This is a genomic window from Methanomassiliicoccales archaeon (assembly GCA_026394395.1).
In the GTDB taxonomy this organism is placed as follows: Archaea; Thermoplasmatota; Thermoplasmata; order Methanomassiliicoccales; family UBA472; genus UBA472.
Map to the genome: position 1 here is coordinate 158028 of JAPKYK010000002.1, position 18300 is coordinate 176327.

Annotated in this window: 18 protein-coding genes; 11 read left to right on the forward strand and 7 right to left on the reverse strand. The window is 60.4% G+C overall.

Annotation, left to right across the window (positions count from 1 at the left end; all coding sequences use genetic code 11):
- Positions 1-50: 50 nt before the first annotated feature.
- Positions 51-437 (forward strand): hypothetical protein, encoded by a 387-nt coding sequence (locus NT131_03200; GenBank protein MCX6650648.1) that lies wholly within the window; start codon positions 51-53, stop codon positions 435-437.
- Between the two features lie 7 nt (positions 438-444).
- Here NT131_03200 and NT131_03205 read toward each other — a convergent pair whose 3' ends face one another.
- From NT131_03205 to acnA, 4 genes are read right to left on the reverse strand one after another with little or no spacing between them, the layout of a single operon-like run.
- A complete protein-coding gene (locus NT131_03205; protein ID MCX6650649.1) occupies positions 445-1239 on the reverse strand; it encodes an ABC transporter permease in 795 nt (264 codons plus the stop codon).
- 1 nt (position 1240) lies between these two features.
- Entirely contained in the window at positions 1241-2026 is a 786-nt protein-coding gene (locus NT131_03210; GenBank protein MCX6650650.1) for an ABC transporter permease, read from the reverse strand.
- Positions 2023-3006 (reverse strand): ATP-binding cassette domain-containing protein, encoded by a 984-nt coding sequence (locus NT131_03215; GenBank protein ID MCX6650651.1) that lies wholly within the window; start codon positions 3004-3006, stop codon positions 2023-2025. Before NT131_03215 ends, NT131_03210 begins: the two co-directional genes overlap by 4 nt.
- A gap of 33 nt (positions 3007-3039) precedes the next feature.
- Positions 3040-5652: an aconitate hydratase AcnA gene (gene acnA, locus NT131_03220; GenBank protein ID MCX6650652.1), complete on the reverse strand. Its 2613-nt coding sequence runs from the start codon at positions 5650-5652 to the stop codon at positions 3040-3042.
- 91 nt (positions 5653-5743) lie between these two features.
- Between acnA and NT131_03225 the strand changes: the two genes are divergently transcribed.
- Together NT131_03225 and NT131_03230 are read left to right on the forward strand one after the other, a co-directional pair.
- Positions 5744-7600, forward strand: coding sequence for a cobyric acid synthase (locus NT131_03225; GenBank protein MCX6650653.1), 1857 nt, complete (start codon positions 5744-5746; stop codon positions 7598-7600).
- Complete coding sequence (locus tag NT131_03230) at positions 7590-8444, forward strand: cobyric acid synthase (GenBank protein ID MCX6650654.1); 855 nt, start codon at positions 7590-7592, stop codon at positions 8442-8444. Before NT131_03225 ends, NT131_03230 begins: the two co-directional genes overlap by 11 nt.
- 10 nt (positions 8445-8454) lie before the next feature.
- On the opposite strand, the gene NT131_03235 is transcribed toward NT131_03230, so the two are convergent.
- Both NT131_03235 and NT131_03240 read right to left on the reverse strand, forming a co-directional pair.
- Positions 8455-8610 (reverse strand): zinc-ribbon domain-containing protein, encoded by a 156-nt coding sequence (locus NT131_03235; GenBank protein ID MCX6650655.1) that lies wholly within the window; start codon positions 8608-8610, stop codon positions 8455-8457.
- A 141-nt stretch (positions 8611-8751) separates the two neighbouring features.
- Positions 8752-9231, reverse strand: coding sequence for a hypothetical protein (locus NT131_03240; GenBank protein ID MCX6650656.1), 480 nt, complete (start codon positions 9229-9231; stop codon positions 8752-8754).
- 219 nt (positions 9232-9450) lie between these two features.
- Here NT131_03240 and NT131_03245 point away from each other — a divergent pair, with 219 nt between their 5' ends.
- From NT131_03245 to NT131_03280, 8 genes are all read left to right on the forward strand, one after another.
- Entirely contained in the window at positions 9451-10491 is a 1041-nt protein-coding gene (locus NT131_03245; protein ID MCX6650657.1) for an ABC transporter substrate-binding protein, read from the forward strand.
- Between the two features lie 136 nt (positions 10492-10627).
- Complete coding sequence (locus tag NT131_03250) at positions 10628-11671, forward strand: iron ABC transporter permease (protein MCX6650658.1); 1044 nt, start codon at positions 10628-10630, stop codon at positions 11669-11671.
- Positions 11661-12524, forward strand: coding sequence for an ABC transporter ATP-binding protein (locus NT131_03255; protein MCX6650659.1), 864 nt, complete (start codon positions 11661-11663; stop codon positions 12522-12524). The genes NT131_03250 and NT131_03255 overlap by 11 nt, the downstream gene beginning before the upstream one ends.
- On the forward strand, positions 12481-13626 hold the full coding sequence (locus NT131_03260) for a histidinol-phosphate transaminase (protein MCX6650660.1): 1146 nt from the start codon (positions 12481-12483) through the stop codon (positions 13624-13626). The genes NT131_03255 and NT131_03260 overlap by 44 nt, the downstream gene beginning before the upstream one ends.
- On the forward strand, positions 13619-14614 hold the full coding sequence (locus NT131_03265) for a cobalamin biosynthesis protein (protein MCX6650661.1): 996 nt from the start codon (positions 13619-13621) through the stop codon (positions 14612-14614). Before NT131_03260 ends, NT131_03265 begins: the two co-directional genes overlap by 8 nt.
- Positions 14615-14618: 4 nt before the next feature.
- The gene (locus NT131_03270) at positions 14619-15755 is read left to right on the forward strand and encodes an adenosylcobinamide amidohydrolase (protein ID MCX6650662.1); all 1137 of its coding nucleotides are present in this window, start codon (positions 14619-14621) and stop codon (positions 15753-15755) included.
- A 17-nt stretch (positions 15756-15772) separates the two neighbouring features.
- Positions 15773-16528, forward strand: a complete 756-nt coding sequence (gene cobS / locus NT131_03275; GenBank protein MCX6650663.1) for an adenosylcobinamide-GDP ribazoletransferase — start codon at positions 15773-15775, stop codon at positions 16526-16528.
- Positions 16525-17151 carry an NTP transferase domain-containing protein gene (locus NT131_03280; GenBank protein ID MCX6650664.1) on the forward strand — a complete coding sequence of 209 codons (627 nt, stop codon included), beginning with the start codon at positions 16525-16527 and terminating at the stop codon, positions 17149-17151. The genes cobS and NT131_03280 overlap by 4 nt, the downstream gene beginning before the upstream one ends.
- On the opposite strand, the gene NT131_03285 is transcribed toward NT131_03280, so the two are convergent.
- On the reverse strand, positions 17138-18235 hold the full coding sequence (locus NT131_03285; GenBank protein MCX6650665.1) for a TIGR00303 family protein: 1098 nt from the start codon (positions 18233-18235) through the stop codon (positions 17138-17140). The two genes, NT131_03280 and NT131_03285, sit on opposite strands and share 14 nt — an antisense overlap.
- Positions 18236-18300: the final 65 nt, after the last annotated feature.

Below are 18300 nucleotides of genomic sequence, written 5' to 3' on the forward strand. Positions count from 1 at the left end.
CGATGCATGACGATACGAGGGTTGAAATAACATCGACCGGATTTTATGGCATGGACATACTATCGGCCATCAGCGTCTTCATGGGGGCCATGAGCGCTTTGCTGCTAATGTCCATGAGAGCCCTTCCCCAAAGATGGGCCAGGATGTATGCGGACGCCAGCCGGGAGAAGGGCCGCCCGAAATGGGCCTGGCTGACCATTGTCGGTTCCCTGATCGGAATTATAATCGTTTGGTTCCTGCACTTCACCGCTGGAGGCGGCTATTCGCTGGCCATAGCGGTCCTCTGCACCTTCCTCCTGGGTCGCACGGCCCAGGCGCTGTTCTCCAAACCGGGGTTGCGCCAGGGGGTCCAGGTATTCCTGCAGGACAAAGTGGCGGCGACCTTCCTGCCCTACACCATCGCCGGCATCGTCCTCATCGTGCTCGGGCTGCTGTGAACGGGGCTCAGAAGACGTCCAGCGACCCGCTCTTCAGGGCCAGCTTCTCGAAGTAGTTGAAGAGGAAGTAAGCTACGACGTAGAAGGCCGCTCCCAGGACCAGCATCACCAGCAGCAGCCCGGAAACGTCCATCATGCCGCTCCCGGCCGTCACCTCCCGCACCGCCTCCACGCCGTAGGTCAGAGGGAAGATGTACGACGCCGGCTGCAGCCAGGAAGGCAGGTATGATATGGGAAAATTCACCCCGCAAAGCAAAAGTCCCAGGTACAGGATCACCGAACCCAGCACCATGGAGGAGCGTAGGTGCACGCCCACACTGCCGATCACCATGCCAAAACCGACCATGGCGAAGCAGGTGACCAGCAGCACCACAACCAGAGTCAGGGGGTCGGCCACGGAGAGGTCCACGCCGAAAAGGAGGGAGGCGAACAGCAGGGACACTGCGACCGTGAAAAGACCGATCAGCGACTGGTACGCTCCTTTTCCCAGGAAGACGTAATACATGCGCGTCGGCGTGGACATGATGGCGGACATGGTACCGATGTGCTTTTCCGAACCGGCTGACATCGTGACCCCGTAGACGGCAGCATAGGTGAGCGAGGAGATGGCGTTCCCCAAGGCCACGTACGAGGGGGTGGCGGTGGGGTCATTGGCGAAGTCGCTCACCAGCACGAAGAACCACATCTGGAAAATGGTGGTGGCAAGGATCTGCATGAGCCATAGGACCGGGCCCACCACGGCGAACTGCGAGCGCATGGCCACCAGCGCCGAAGCCTTGACGCCTAGGAAGTTGCGCAGCATGTCAGTACCTCACCAGGCTCCCGTTGACCTTGGCCTTGTTCTCCAGATAGGAGAATAGCACCAAGGAGAGCAGTAGATAGGCGACGGTCGTAAGAACGGTAAGGGCCAAGGCGCCGGACAGTCCCAATCCCAGTGAATCGTACCCCTCGACCGAGGAGATCTTCAGAGCCTCGGCGCCCCAGGTGGCCGGAACAGCGTAGGAGAACGGGCGAATCCAATCCGGGAGGACCATCAGAGGGAAGACCGCCCCCGACAGCACGTATATGGGGTACTCCAGCATCTGGAAGACGGCGCTGGAGGCTCGGGTGACCACGTAGAAGGCTCCGAAGACCATGCCCAGTACGGATAGCGATATCAAGGTAAGGACCAAGGCCACGGCGAATCCCAGAGGGTTCTGCACCGTGACCTCTATGCCGAAGGCGAACTGGGCCACCACGAACACGGCCAGGGCGTTCAGCAGGCCCAGAAAGGAATTCCACAGGCAGCGACCAAAGACCACCGAGGACAGCGGGGCGGGGGTTACCATTATGGCCTCCAGGGTCCCGTTCATCCGGTCGTAGCCGATGGACCAGCTGCTGCTGCTTATGGTGTTCCCCCACATGCCCAGGACGCCTCCGCCCAGGACGGCGTACAGCAACAGGTCGCCTCCGGCGTGGCGGAAGAGGAACAGGGTCACCGTCGTGAAGATGAAGGGGGCGATGATGCTGGGGATGATCCACTGCGGGTCTACGAAGAAGTGGATGGACTGCTGCTTCAGAGCGGCCTTCATGGCCCGTAGGTCGATCATCTTCCGTTCACCGTCTTGATGTAGGCGTCCTCCAGCGTCGGCTGGTCCACCCGTATGCTGATCACTTTTCTGCTCTCCAGGAGCGCGGCCACGGTCGGTATCAGGGAGGGAGCGTCCTCCACAACCATACGGGCCAGCTGCCTGCCCTCCAGGAACTCGATGGAGACTGCGGAGACGCCGGGTAGCCCTAAAAGTTCCTTCCTCTGCGCCTCCCCCATCTCTCTGGCCTCTATTTCGATGACCGTATCGTTGCGCACTGCCTGCTTCATGGAATAGGGTGAGCCTAAGGCCTTGATCCGGCCGTCGGAGATGATGGCCAGGCGATTGCACAGTTCGTCGGCCTCGAACATGTAGTGCGTGGTAAGCATGATGGTCATGCCTTCATGGGACAGCGCGCGGATCAGTGCCCTGGTCTCCCTGGATATCTCGGGGTCCAGGCCCAGGGTCGGTTCGTACAGGAAAAGGACCTCGGGGTCGTTGACCAGCCCCCTGGCCAAATGCAAACGCTGCTTCATCCCCCGGGAGTAGTTCTCCACGCGCGTGTCCGCTGCCTCCGTGAGGCCGACCTGTTCCAGGAGCGCCTTGATCTTCCGCTTCTTCTCCTCCCTGGGCACTCGATACATGTCCGAGAAGAACTCCAGGTTCTGTCTTCCCGTGAGCCGGAAGTACAGGCCGCGCTCGCCTCCGGAGACCAAGTTGATCATAGGCCGCAGACGCACCGCGTCCTTGACCACGTCCATCCCTAGTACGGTGGCGCTCCCGGATGTGGGTATCAGCAAGGTGGAGAGCATCTTGATGGTGGTGGTCTTGCCCGCTCCGTTGGGCCCCAGCAATCCGAATATCTCCCCGCGCCCAACCTCGAAGGTGACGCTATCGACCGCCAGTTTCTCCTTTCCCCTGTCGCCGAAAAGGCGGACCGCCGCAGGGTAGACCTTGGTCAGGTCCTGGACCGATATGGCCGCCCCGTTGTCCTCGCTCACAGCAGGATGGATGAAATGGCCGATATAATGAGCTTATGCCGGGCCGCTCAGCTTCCGCAGGACGGTCTGCAGGATGCCGCCGTTGCGGTAGTACTCGACCTCCACCGGAGTGTCCAGACGGGCCACCGCCTGGAACTGGAACATGTGCTCCCCCTTCTTCACCGTGACCGTGACCGCGGCCCGGGGCTTGAGCTCGACGATGTCCACGTCGTACTCCTCCGTACCGTCCAGCCCGAGCACTGCGGCGTTCTGTCCCGAGGCGAACTGCAGGGGCAGCACGCCCATGCCCACCAGGTTGCTGCGGTGGATGCGCTCGAAGGACTCGGCGATTACCGCCCGGACGCCCAGGAGATGCGGGCCCTTGGCCGCCCAGTCCCGGGAACTGCCCGTGCCGTATTCCTTGCCCGCGAGGACGATGAGCGGAAGGCCTCGGCGCCTGTACTCTTCGGAGGCGGAGTAGATGTCGGTTACCGCGCCATCGGGCATCACGGTTGTAAAGCCGCCTTCCTGGCCCTTTGCCAGAGCGTTCTTCAGGCGCAGGTTGGCGAACGTGCCCCGCATCATGACCTCGTGATTGCCACGGCGGGAGCCGTAGGAATTGAAGTCCTTCTCCGGCACGCCCAGCGAAATAAGATGACGGCCGGACACGCTTACCGCCGAGAACTCCCCGGCCGGGGAGATGTGGTCGGTGGTGATGCTGTCCCCCAGCACCGCTAGGGCTCGAGCGCCCCGAATGGGCTTCGGTTGAATGACCTCTCGGCCCATACCCTCGAAGAAAGGCACCTTACGGATATAGGTGGAGGAAGGGTCCCAGCGGAACGTCTCGCCTTTCAAGGCTGGTACGTTATCCCAAAGGTCGCTTCCCTGGAAGACGGTGGAATAGGCCTTCTTGTACATGGCCGGGGTGACCTTCTTCAAAGCCGCCCTGAGCTCCTTGGGCGTGGGCCAGATGTCCTTCAGGAACACCGGCTGCCCGTTGGGGTCGACGCCCAACGGTTCCTCTTCCAGGTCCAGGTCCACGCGGCCGGCTATGGCGAACGCCACTACCAAGGGCGGAGAGGCCAGGTAGTTGGCCTTGACGTACGGTGAGATTCTCCCCTCGAAGTTGCGGTTGCCCGAGAGCACCGCCGCCACGGTGAGATCGTTATCCACGATGTCCTTGGCCAGGTCCTCGCGGGTCGGTCCGCTGTTGCCGATGCAGGTTAAACATCCGTAGCCCACTACGTGGAAGCCCAAAGCATCCAGATAGGGCAGGAGGCCGGCCTTCTGAAGATAAGCGGTCACGGCCCGGCTGCCCGGGGCCAGCGACGTCTTGACGTTGGAGCTGGAATGCAGCCCATGCTCCACGGCCTTCTTGGCCAGAAGCCCGGCGGCCATCATGACCGAGGGGTTGGAGGTGTTGGTACAGGAGGTGATGGAGGCGATCAGGACGTCCCCGTCCTTCATGAGCTTCCCGGCCTTCCGGCCGCCCCGCTTTACCATCATCTCCTCGAAACTGACCTTCATCTGGGACAGATCGATGCGGTCCTGAGGCCGTTTAGGACCGGCCAGGGACGGTCGGACCTTGGAGAGGTCCAGCTCCAGGTGTTCGCTGTAGTTCGGGACCTGGTCCTCGTAGAAAAGCCCCTGTTCGCGGCTATACCTCTCCACCAGCTCGCACAGGTGCTGGCGTCCGGTCTGCTTCAGATAGGATATGGTCACTTCGTCCACCGGGAAGAAGCCCATGGTGGCCCCGTACTCCGGGGCCATATTGGTCAGGGTAGCGCGGTCCGGCAACGATAGATGCTTGACACCGGGGCCGTAGAACTCCACGAACTTGCCCACCACGCCCTTCTGGCGCAGCATCTCCACCGCGGTGAGCACCATGTCGGTGGCGGTGACGCCGGCCTTCAGCTTACCCTTGAGTTCGAAACCCACGACCTGCGGCAACGGCATGTAGTAGGGCTGGCCGAGCATGACCGCCTCCGCCTCTATGCCGCCCACGCCCCATCCGAGGACGCCCAGACCGTTCACCTGCGTGGTGTGCGAGTCCGTGCCGAAGACGGAATCGGGGAAGGCCAGGCCGTCCCGCACCGCAACGACCGTGGCTAGGCACTCCAGGTTGACCTGATGGATGATGCCGTTCCCTGGGGGGACCACTCGGAAATTGGTGAAGGAGCCCTGTGCCCACTTCAGCAGCGAGTATCGTTCCAGGTTGCGTTCCATCTCCCTCTTCTCGTTGTTCTCTTGAGCATAGCATGTGCCGTGATAGTCGGTCTGCACCGAATGGTCGATGGTGAGGTCCACAGGGACCAAAGGATTGATCTTGGCCGGATCGCCGCCCATATCCTTCACCGCGTCGCGCATGGCCGCCAGGTCCACGACGCAGGGAACACCGGTGAAGTCCTGAAGAATGACCCTTGCTGGTATGAAGGGAATATCGACGTTGTCGTCCCCTGCTGGCGTCCAGGCCAGAAGCTTACGGACGTCATCTGCGGTCACCAGGACACCATCTTCCTGACGCAGCAATGACTCCAGCAGGACTTTGATAGAGAAGGGGAACCATTCCGTTCCCGGCCCCAGCTTCTTCAAGGAATGAAAGCTCAGGGTCCCGTCCTTCAGTTCAAGTATGCTTCGGGTGTGGAAAGAGTCGGCCGATGTAACCATTTTACTCGGATGGCAGTAGGCAATCCTACCTTTAAAATGTTGCAAGGGACGGGGAAAGGATATTATGGCGTCAGGAGGTTGCACTAATTGGATGATTAATCCAACTGAACCGGTGCAGGACGATTCCGAAGGGAACTATACAATCCACATCGACGCACTGCGTTCACAGATGGCCAAAGGACTGATCGAAGGCGATCGACAGTGCCCCAACTTTCCCTGCCATCATCCTGACCAGAACTGTACATTCTGCTTCTGCCCGCTCTATCCTTGCGAGGACCCTGCGTTGGGAGAGTTCGTCACCTCCAGGCGTACCGGTGGAAAGGTCTGGTCCTGTCAGCGCTGCCTGTGGATTCATCGTGACGATGTCGCCAGTTCGCTCTTCCAGATCATGCCCGACATCGGACCAGGAGGTCTGGACCTGCCTACAAGAAGAAAATTGAAGGCGCAACTGGAGAGAAAGCACGCGAAGAGGGCCAAGGCCATCATGGTCCTAGGTGCGACCTCCGGCGCCGGTAAGTCCCTTCTGGTGACAGCCCTCTGTCGGGCCTTCCGTAATCGCGGCCTGACCGTAGCCCCGTTCAAATCGCAGAACATGTCACTGAACTCCATGGTGACGGACAGGGGCGAGGAGATAGCTCGGATCCAGGAGCTGCAAGCTCGGGCCGCCGGCACCCGCCCGCGCGGAGAGCTGAACCCCATACTGCTCAAGCCCAAGGGCGGCGTCACCTCCCAGATAATCGTCGAAGGCCGTCCATACCGCGACACCACCGTGCAGGAGTACTACTCGAAGTTCGTTCCCGACGAGGCTCCGGCTATCATCGCCCGCAACCTGGAACACCTGATGGGGTCCAATGACGTGGTGGTGATAGAAGGCGCGGGCTCCCCCGCGGAGATCAACCTGCGAGGGAGGGATGTAGCCAACATGTACGTGGCCAAGCTGGTCCATGCCGACTGCCTGCTGGTGGTGAACATAGATTGGGGCGGGGCGTTCGCCTATGCCGTGGGTACCCTTTCCTTGCTCGATGACGAGGAACGCCAGCTGTTCAAGGGCGTGATCATCAACAACATGTGCCCGGGCGGCGGCTCGCTAGGACCGGCCGTGGACATCATCGAGAAGATCACCGGCGTACCGGTGCTGGCAGTTATGCCTCACATGCCTTCGCTGTACCTTCCGGTGGAGGACTCCATGGACCTCTCCCTGCGCGAGGAAGGGAACGGTCATACGGTGGTCGCGGTAGTGCGCTTGCCCATGATATCCAACTTCACCGACTTTGACGCATTGGGGCTGGAAGAAGGCGTGTGCGTCGTCTACGCGCAGGAGCCTTCCGAGCTGGATGGAGCTAGCGCGATCATCATCCCTGGCACAAAGAACACGGTCCACGACCTGGAATGGCTGAGGGAGAGCGGAATGGCCAAGGCCATACTGGTCCGGGCGGGAGACCTTCCCATATTGGGCATTTGCGGCGGCTACCAGATGCTCGGGCGAATGATAGTGGACGACCACGGCCTGGAGGGGGACGTGTCCGCGAAGATCGACGGGCTCGGGCTTCTGAGGGCGGTGACCCACTTCGATTCCTACGACAAGAGGACGATGCAGGTCATCGGGAAACTGGCCGCAGCGGGCGGTGCCGTAAGAGGTTACGAGATCCACATGGGACGGACGGAGGGCAGCGATGCGCCACCGCTGTTCATCATGGACCCCGATGGCCGCCCGGAGGGGATGTACGACAAGGACCGCATGGTCATGGGGACCTACCTGCACGGGGCCTTCGACCTGCCAGCGTTCCGGCGCTTCTTCCTGTCGCTAGTAAAGAATCCCGTCGCCGGTGACGCCGTGGTCATGGACCACGATTCCGCAGTTGACGGCTCCTTACGGCGCCTGGCGGAAGAGATCGAGAAGCATCTGGACCTAGACGCCCTGTTGGGAGGCGACCAAGATGGCGCGTAGGCTCATGATACAGGGCGTGACCTCCGGCGCTGGAAAGACCACGCTGACCGCCGCCCTGTGCCGGTATTTCTTTTTGAAGGGAGTGGACGTCGCGCCCTTCAAGGCCCAGAACGTCTCCCTAAACTCTTTCGTCACCGCTGACGGGAAGGAAGTGGCGATGTCTCAAGCGTATCAGGCCTGGGCCAGCGGCCTGGAGCCATCATCGGACATGAACCCGATGCTGGTAAAACCGAAAGGCAATGGGCGCTGCCAGATGATGCTCGGGGGGATCCCCTGGCGGGACCTGAGCCGGGGGGAGACCACTCCCGAGATGATCGAGGAGATCAGGTCACGGATACTCGGGTCCTTCAACAACCTCTCCTCGACAAGGGACACGTTGGTCATCGAGGGCATGGGCTCTCCGGTGGAGATGAACCTGAAGGACCGGGACGTGGCCAACATGTGGCTGGCCAAGGCGACCCGTTCACCTGTCGTGCTGGTCGGAGACATCGAGAAGGGCGGGGTCTTCGCCGGATTGTACGGGACCTACCTTCTATTGGACGAGGAGGAGCAGGACCTGCTGAAAGGTTTCATCATAAACCGCTTCCGCGGGGACGCCTCCATATTGAAGGCTGGCATCAATGAGCTGGAGTCCCGAATGGGCGTGCCCTGCCTGGGCGTTCTGCCATATGTCCGTTTCAACGCTCCCCAAGAGGACTCCATGGATCTGATACGGAACCCCAGCGCAGGCCGGGGGGAGGGTGATGTGCGTCAACTATGGACGGCGGAACTAGATGGGCTGCTAAATAAATGGGATAAGGCCTGGGACCTTTCCAGGATCGAAAGCCTGTTCAGTAGGGTTTGATCGGCCGGGCCTAGCTGTTGCGGTTGCCGCACTTCGGGCAGAACTGCGCACCAGGCTCCATGAACGCACCACATTTCTGACAGTAGTTGCCGCTCGGTTGGTTTGGTTGGGCAGGAGCACCGTAGGAAGGTGCGCCGAAGGTCGGCTGCTCCTCATATTTAATCACAAAATAGACCAAGGCAGCAGGCCAGCATAAGATCAGAAGGATGATGAATATCACCCAGCTTCCAGTGAATTTCTTTGCCACGATGAAACACCTGTTTGAATACCATGACCTTCCATAATATTTATCCATTGCTCATTATTTTCATTTTTCTAGACGGACGGGTCCCGTAACGCATTTTGGAAAAGAACTATAGTTCGGACAGTCACGGCAACGGGCCAGCACCCTCATCCCTTTAAGGTACTCGAAACTCAATATGACCGCGGCAATGAACGGATAGAGGTATATCCTCAGTTCCGCCGGGCAAACGATGGCCGAATAGATTATGGAAGCCAGACTACTCCCGAGCATCAGATTGAAAACGATGGACGCTCCCTGCCCTTTGGAGAGGAAGCGCAACAGCTGCACGCCATAAAGGGCGAGGGCGATAATCAGTGCCGACCAGAAATCCGGTCGAACAAGGTAAAGGACCAGCGCCAGAAGAAGGGCGATCGGATATACGGTGAGGCAGCCCCGGCAAACGCGCCGGCCTCGGATATTGAGGAGATGATCTTCGAACTTACCGCAGAGCGGATGATGAGCCAATAGTATCGGTTCGCTCCTCAGCTCGTCCAAGAACTTCACGGCCTCGCCTCCTCCGATGGTGCATAAGGGCTTCCCAAATAAAAAAGCCCGCCAGGTGAATTCTGGAACTCCCGCTAAATCATATATACTTGGATGATATATCCAATTCAAGTTGGATTATACATCCAACTGAAGTGGTCAGAGTGTGTTCGAATGGATCGAAAAATGATTATCGCCGTACTACTGGCAGTTATTATTATAACTGCCGGTGCCTTTGTTTTGCTCAGCAATGGGAATAAAGAGGAGGCCGGGCCGGTCACCCTGGTAGACGCTGAAGGGCGCAACGTTACAACGTCTGTCGCTCCATTGCGCATCGTCTCCTGCTCTCCATCCTTGACCGAGATCGTCTATGCCCTCGGGCTGGGGGACCGTCTGGTGGCGGTGACCGACTACTGCGACTGGCCTGAGGACGTCACCGCCAGGAAGAGCAACGGCTCCCTGGCATCCATAGGTGGGTACTTCACGCCCAGCATCGAGGCCATAGCTCAGGCGAACCCTGACATCGTCCTGGTGGACCAGGGAGTACAGGCACAGCTGGACATGATGCCCCAGATGAAGGACCTACAGCTGAACTTCATAGTGTTGCACAAAGGTCTCACCTTCGAGGAAGTGTATCAGAACATTGCCATGGTCGGCGAGATCTGCTGGGAGGAAAAGGCGGCCAAGGATCTCACTGACTCCATGAAGGACCGCATCGCGGACATCCAGGAGACCGTGGGTGATACCGAGGAACTGCCCACGGTGGTCTTCGCCGTCTGGCTGGAACCGATATACGTTGCTGGAAATGGTACCTTCTCGCACGAGATGATGACCACCGCATTGGGAGAGAACGTTTATTCCAACACGACCTCCTGGCCCGCGGTGAACATCGAATCCCTTCTGGAGGAAGACCCCGACTACATCCTGGTGTCCATGATGTCCCTGCCCAACCCGGCCGAGGACATCCTTGCCGACATGAAGAACGACACCCTATGGTCAACGCTTACGGCGGTCCAGAACGACCACGTGTACATATTCACCGGGCAATGTGACAACGTGTTCTCCCGCCCTGGTCCGCGCATAGTGGACGGAGTGGAGCTGATGGCCGAGATAATGCATAGCGCGGCCTTCAACGTCACCATTCCCAACGTGATCGCTGACGATTACGTAGACTGGGTTTCCTCTGATGACGCTTCGGTCGGGTCATCAGCCCTCGAGGTTATCTCTTATGTATCGAGCGTATCGAGCATATTAGTACAAACTGTGGAACGGAGGGCTTGATGCGAAGATGATCTATCGGCGGTCAAATCCAGGGGTTAATTTATTAGCCGCCCTGACATACCCCGAGGCGTTCGGAATCGAGCCGTAGACCACGGTCATCGGCGACGATCGCTAAACGTGTTAGTGAGGTAGAAAAATGGAGGGCACCAAGGCTGACCGGGCGAAATACAAGCTGGCCGGGATACTCGGCTTGGGCATGGTCAGCCTGGTCCTCCTTTTTTTCCTATCACTTACCACCGGGACCATGGACATATCGTTCTCCAAGGCCATGGAGTCCACCTGGAACATCATCGTTAACTGGGGCGAGACCCAGAACGTCCAGGAGCTGGTGATCTTCAACCTAAGATTGCCCCGAACCATAGCGGTCATCGCCGTGGGCATCGGCCTATCCGTGGCCGGAGCGGTCATGCAGGCTCTCATACGCAATCCTCTGGTCGATCCTTACATCACTGGGGTTTCGACCGGGGCCGCTTTAGGCGCGACCTTGGCCGTGCTTGCCGGCGTGACCGTCATGGGCATAACCAATTACGCCCTGCCGGTCATGGCCTTCATCGGTGCCGCTGGAGCCTTCATGGTCACCATGACCCTGGCCGAGGCGGCCGGCGGGCGCCCCATCAGCTACGTCCTGGGCGGTACGATAATCGGCATCGCCCTCTCCTCCGGGACCACCTTGCTGATGTACATGAACGCCGACCGCCTGCATGGCGTGCTCTTCTGGCTCTTCGGTTCTTTCGCCTACATGACCTGGGATTCGACCCTGATAGTCCTGTTCGTGGTCCTGGCCCTCACCGTTATCATGCTGCTCTACGCCAAGGAGTTCAACGTCATATTGCTGGGCGACGAGCAAGCAAAGCAGCTGGGCATGAACGTGAAGAGGTTCAAGACCACCATGTTCCTGCTGGTGTCCGCCCTGGCCTCCGTGTGCGTGGCCTTCACCGGCGTTATCGGCTTCGTCGGTCTCATCGTCCCGCACCTGGCCCGCATGTTGATCGGCGGCGACCACCGCCTGCTGCTCCCGGCCTCCATGATGTTAGGGGCAAACATTCTATTGGTGGCGGACATTGTATGTAAGACCGTGGTGGCCCCTTCCGAGCTACCTATTGGGGCCATAATATCGATCATCGGGGCGCCCTTCTTCGGCTACCTCATGATCAGGATGGGCAAGGAATATGTCATGTGATGACGAGCTGACGGTGAAGTTGGACAACGTCTCCTTCAGCTATGGCACCAAACGGAACCCTTGCGCCAAGACGTTGAAAGGAATAACGATCAACGCCCAGAAGGGGCAGCTCATCGGGATAATGGGACCGAACGGTTGCGGGAAGACCACCTTCCTTCGCTGCATCAACAAGGTCCTCAAGCCCCAGGAGGGCGCCATCTACATCGACGGAAAGGACGTGGACCGCCTGAAGATGATGGAGGTGGCCAAGCTGTGCGCCAACATTCCTGCGGACGTTCCAGACGATTTTCATCTCTCGGTGGAGGAGTTCGTGGCCTTGGGGCGGTACCCCTTTGTCACCGGCATCTGGTGGGAGGGAGAGAAGGACGAGCGGTTGGTCCGCGAGGCCATGGCCGCCTATCACGTGACGCACCTCCGGGACCGCAAGTTGGGGGAGCTCAGCAGCGGGGAGAAGGCGCGCGTGCTCTTGGCCAAGGGCGCCGTCCAGCAACCGAAGATACTGCTGGCCGACGAGCCGAGCGCCCATCTGGACCTAAAGTTCAAGCTGCAGGTCATGCAGGCCCTGAAGGACCTGTCCCGACAGGGGGTGACGGTGATCACCGCCTCCCATGATATCAACCTTATCGCCAAATACGCTGATCTGGTCATAATCATCAGCGAGGGCGGCATACTCAGCTACGGCCCCCCGGCCGAGATCATCAACGAGGAGGTCATCCGCGCCGTCTACGGTGTGGAGGTGGCCATCGTCCGCGAGAAGGGCGAGATATTCGTGGTCCCATTAAGACCGGTGGACCCGGAGAAGGGTGACAATGAAGATCCAAGAACTTGTGAAAAAGGAATTGTTGCCGATTAAGCGCCCGGTCCACGGCGGCCAGGGCTGGCGGCTCTCCGGCGTGGAGGACTTTAGTCACAACCTTAACCCCTACGGGCCTCCGGCCGAGCTGCCGCAGCTGGTGGCGGAGGCCGCCAAGCAGCTGGACCACTACCCGGACGACGTGTCCGCCGATTTCCGCGAGGCGGTGGCGACGCTGCACGGCGTCTCCCCGGAGAACGTCATCGCCGGGGCCGGGTCCGCCGAGCTGATAAAACTGTATCCAGAGGTATTCCTTTCGCACAAGGCCAGGGTCATCATCCCCCGGCCCACCTTCTCGGAGTATTCGCACGCCTGCCGCATGCAGGGGGCGAACGTCCTCGATGTTCCCCTGTTGGAGGGGGACGGGTTCTGCCTGGACCTGAACACCACCTTGGAGAAATTGCCGCTGGCCAAGGCGGTGTACGTTTGCAACCCCAACAACCCCACCGGGACGCTGGAGTCCCGGCGCAAGATAATGGAGCTGGTGGACGCCTGCGAGAGGACCGGGAAGCTGGTCTTCCTGGACGAGACCCTGCTGGAGCTGGTCGAAGGGCACGAGGGCATCTCCTGCATGAAGGATGTGCAGAACCACAGCAACCTGTTCATCGTCTCCTCCCTGACCAAGTCCTTCGCCATCCCTGGCCTGAGGGTCGGTTACGGCGTGGGCAGCGAAGAGATAATCAACATGATGGACCGCGCCCGCCTGTCCTGGAACATCGGCGTGATCGAGCAGTACGTCGGCGCCCGTCTTCTGCGGGAGCACATGGACCACGTGAGAAAGGCGGCGGAGATGATGGGACGGGAACGCGGCCGTATAAAGAAGGCGGTGGACGGCACCAACCTGTTCTCGCCTCTGACCGAGCAATCCTTCTTCTTCTTCGCCCGGGTCAGCAGTCCCCGTCTGAGCGGGGAGGACATCGTGGAGTATCTTCTGCCGCGCAAGGTGCTGGTGCGGGACTGCTCGACGTTCGGGCGGCCGTTCGACAAGTTCGTCCGCTTCAGTGTCAAGACCCCGGAGAAGAACGACCATTTGATACAGGCCATGGAAGAGACGGCGCAGGAGATCCGCAGCACGGCCTTCGGGGCGAGGATGCATGTTTGAGATGGTCCTCTACGCCCTCCTAGCATTGCTTATAGCGCTCCTCATCGACAGCTTCATCGGCGAGCCGCCTAACGCCCTTCATCCTGTGGTATGGATGGGCAAGGTCATCTCCTTTCTGGACCGCCGCGTGACCCGCGGCCATCCGCGAAAGGAGCGGGCGGCGGGCGTGGCCCTGGCCCTGACCACTATACTCCTGTTCGCTTTCCTGGTCTTGCTGCTGATGACCGCCGTGCGCCACACGCTCGGGCTGCTGGCCTGGGCCATCGTCGGCGGGGTGCTCCTCAAGACCATGTTCGCCATTGGGGCCATGCGCAAGCACACCGAACCGGTGCGGCTGGCGCTGCTGTCCGGTGACCTGAAGCTGGGTAGGCAGAAGGCCTCCTTGATGGTCAGCCGGGACGTGAGCCAGCTGGACGCGCCGCACGTTATATCCTGCGCCGCGGAGAGCGCGGCGGAGAACACCGTGGACAGCATCTTCTCGCCTTTGTTCTATTTCGGCCTGTTAGGTTTACCGGCGACCGTGGCGTACCGTGCCTCCAACACCCTGGACGCCATGGTGGGCTACCCGAACGACAAGTACCGTTACGTCGGGTGGTTCTCGGCCAAGCTGGACGACTGCACCAACTGGCTGATGGCCCGCGCCTCCCTGCCGTTCATACTGCTGTCCCTGGCGCTTCTGGGAAAGGACTGGCGGGCGGGATGGGCGGCCGCGAAGAAATATCACGACCAGACGCTCTCCCCGAACAAAGGCTGGCACATGTCGGCCTTCGCCGGCGGCCTGGGCATACGCTTCGAGAAGATAGGTTGGTACATCATGGGGGACGGACCGCTCCCCACCGACCCCGAGGTCCTGCGGGACACCATAAAGGTCATGACCCTGGCCTCTTATCTCTTCATATTCACCGTGGCGATACCGTTGTACCTTCTGATGGGGGTGCACCTGCAGGTGCTCGCCGAGGACCTGCTCTGGAACATCATAGGTGGTTGAACAAATGCAGATCAGCGACTTGCGGATCGAGAAGGGCGAAGTGAAAGGGCACAAGTACGTGGCGATCAAGATGCCCCGACGCATGAGGGTGCTGGCCTCCACCATCCTGAACGGCGGACTGGGCGAGGCGGACTCCGTGCTGATGCTGCAGGTCCCCCTGCACTACGACCACGCCGATCCCATGGCCCACATGCGCGAGCTAGTAGCGGAATTGAGAATGCCCAAGAGTACCGTCACCTTCATGACCGCGGCCGAACTGGACAAGGCCTTCTACGTCAAGGAGGCCGAGCACAACGGTTCCCAGGCCATCGCCCTAGTGAGCGCCGGTATATCCAACTCCATCCGGGCTGGGGAATCCTCCCGCGAGGGAACGGTCCCGCACCGCCAGGTAGGTACGATCAACGTCATGGTCATCACCGACAAGTCCCTGGACGACTGCGGGCTGGTGAACGCGGTCATGACCGTCACCGAGGCCAAGGCGGCGGCGCTGCAGGACCATCACATTCCGGGAACGGGCACCACCAGCGATGCGGTGATGATAGCTTGCCCCAAGGAAGGGGAAAGGTGCCTGTGGGCGGGGAGCAGCTCCGACCACGGACTGGCCATGTCCGTGGCGGTGCGGAGCGCCCTGGGGGAGTCCATCACCAGATGGAAGGGCGCCAACGGCGACTCCGTGCATTTCCTGCGTTCCCTGGCCATCCGCGGCATCACCTACGACGACATGTGGAAGGCGGTGCAGGAGATGAACGCCCTGGACCCGGCCTGGGACGAGAACCTGGTGCGCCAGATGTTCGAGGCCAAGCTGGAGATGCTGGCCAAGGACGTGAACGTCAACGCCCTGCTCACCGCGGCCATGACCCTGGAGGAGAAGGGCCGGTACGGGCAGCTGTACGGTCTGAGCGAGAGCAAGTACCAGGAGGACCCCGTGCACCTACTGGCCGACGAGCTGCTGGGGATAGCGCTCGCGGAGTACATCGGCGGCAGCAAGTGTATCTTCGAGTATATCCGCTACGACAAGAAGAAGCCTGGGATATTGTCCGTGCTGGGCCCGTTCATGGACGACATCGTGGCCTCGTTGATAGGCGCCACCATGTCCACCATCTACTCTGATCTGCTGGAGGGAGAAGGACGACTGTCGTAGGCGCGCTGAAGTCGGCGTTGACGCTGTTCACCATCATCCCCGCCAAGAACGACGGCAAGGACGTGGAGGACCTCTCCCACCACTTCTATCTCATACTGTTCGTAGGCGTCCTGTACGGCCTGCTGGTCGGCGGGATCATGTACCTCACCACCGACTGGATATCGAGGATATTGGCTGCCGCCATAGCTTTCGCCTCGTTGCACCTGCTGAACCGCTTCCTGCACATAGACGGGCTGAGCGACTTCGGTGACGGGATGGTCTGCGGCGGGGACGCCGAACGGAAGCTGGCGGCCATGAAGGACTCCAAGACCGGCGCCGGCGGCGTCGGATACGTAATCGTCTTCAGCCTGCTCAGCTTCGCCGCCCTGAGCTCGACCTGGGGAGGCCTGGGCCTGCTCCTGCTGCCATTGGTCGCCGAGATCATGAACAAGAACGCGGTGGTCATGTGCGCCTACGGCGGCAAGGCCCGCGAGGGCCTGGGGAACCTGTTCGTCACCAACACCACCGAGAAGAGCGCCATCATCTCGCTGCTGCTTTCCATGCTGCTTTCCTTGGGCCTTATGCTCTCCTTCAACCTTTTTGTGGATAGCTGGGAAATAGGAAGGATGATCGCGGTGACCGTGATCGCGGTCCTGGTCAGCTCATTGGTGGGATATGGCATGAGCAGCCTGGCGGAGAAGAACTTCGGGGCGGTGAACGGGGACGTACTGGGGGCGACCAACGAGATATGCCGCCCGCTGGTCCTCATCGCCATGCTGGTGGTGCTGGCATGAGCGTGGCCGCCCTTATCACCGCCGGAGGGAAGGGCACCCGCATCAAGGAGCTGGGCGTGGAGAAGCCCATCGTCAAGGTGGTGGGGAGGCCGATGGTGGACATCGTTCTCGAGCAGCTGCTGGCGGTGGACGAGATAGCCTCGGTGTACGTCTCGGTCAGCGACAACGTGCCCCGCACCCGCGAGCACCTAAAGAAGATGGGCGTGAAGGTCCTGGAGACGTCCGGAACGGAGTACTGCCACGACCTCATCCAGGCGGCGGAGAGCATAGCGGAGGACCACATCTTCATCTGCCCCGCCGACCTGCCATTAATGCAGGCCGATCTGGTTAAAGAGATCGTTACCGATTACCTGTCAAAGAAGGAGGCGTCCCTGACCGTGGGCATACCGCTGGAATGGGCCATCGAGTTCGGGGTGGACGTCACGTTCTACGAGCATTGCGATGGAAAACCGGTCATGCCCTGCGGGGTCAGCGTGGTGGACCGGGAGAAGATGCTCACCCGGGAGTTCCTTCCCGGCGGATACTTTTTAACGCAGACGCCGGACGTGGTCATCAACGTCAACACGGTCAAGGACCTGAAGCAGGCGGAAAAGGTGCTCCGCCACCGCCTCACTTGCCCATGATCTTCATCAGCCGGACGTAGTTCTCCTCGACGGCCGCCAGCATCTGCTTGGCGCCTATCTTTCCCTGGGAGCTCAGGAAGGCCGCCACGGATATGCCTCCCGCGCCCACTCCCTCCTTCACCAGTCCCTTCTCGAAGATGTTCAGCCCCTCATGCTTGGAAGGGCCGAAGTCCAGGTCGGCCGCCAGGATGGGCAGGTTCCCGATCTGCTTGACGATCGCACGTACGTCCGAGCTCTTGTCGTTCACGATCCACTTGGTGGTCCCGAGGGCGACGTTGCTCAGCGAACCGGGGGAGAGCCCCTTCACGATGGCCATTACCGCGGCCATCTGCGTTCCTCCGGCCATGATGACCGGCACGCTCTCCGCCGCCCCGGCGATGACCCCGGCCGCGGCGGGCATCATGGGGTCGCCCACGGCCTGCACGGCCTTCAGCGGGTCGGTCTTCATTTCTTTCTTGGAGAAAGGTGATCTGGAAATGCCTTCCAGAGCTATCTGGGTCTTGAGGTCATGAGGGTTGTCGATCATGCTGCTGGAGACCTTCGCCTCGTATCCCATGGCCATGAGGACGGCCAAGGCGGTGGTGGTCCCCCCGGCGATGCTCTCGCCGATGACCAGATAATCGATGTTCTTGGCCATCTCCTTGCCCAGCATGAACGCGTTCTCGTACACCCGGCGGGGATCCTTCAGCGCCTTTCCGGTGCGTATGTCCTCTCCCGGGGTCCCATCCAGTTCGAAGTAGGGGGTGTGAGGCCTGACCCGCACGCCGCCGTTTATAGCGAAGATGGGCATCGGCGCTAGCTGCAGGGCGCTCATGGTGATTATGCCCGGGGTGGGAACACCAGTGGGCGTCACCGGCACGCCGTCAATGCACTTGCACCGCCCATAATGAAGAAGCTCCACGTCCGCCGCCGGGGTGAAATCGGTTATCGCCGGTACGGCGCCTGCAGCGGAAACGCCAGGTATCTTGGCCGTCTCGGTGTTACCGATGACCACGGCGAAGGTCGGGCGCTTGCCCCAGACCCTTTCTACGAACTTCCTTCCCGCCTGCTCCTCGAACGCGTAGATGATGTCCGCCTTGTACATGGGTTATGCCTCAGGAATCATTGGTTGTATCATCCAACTCAATGGCAAGAACATATTTAACACAT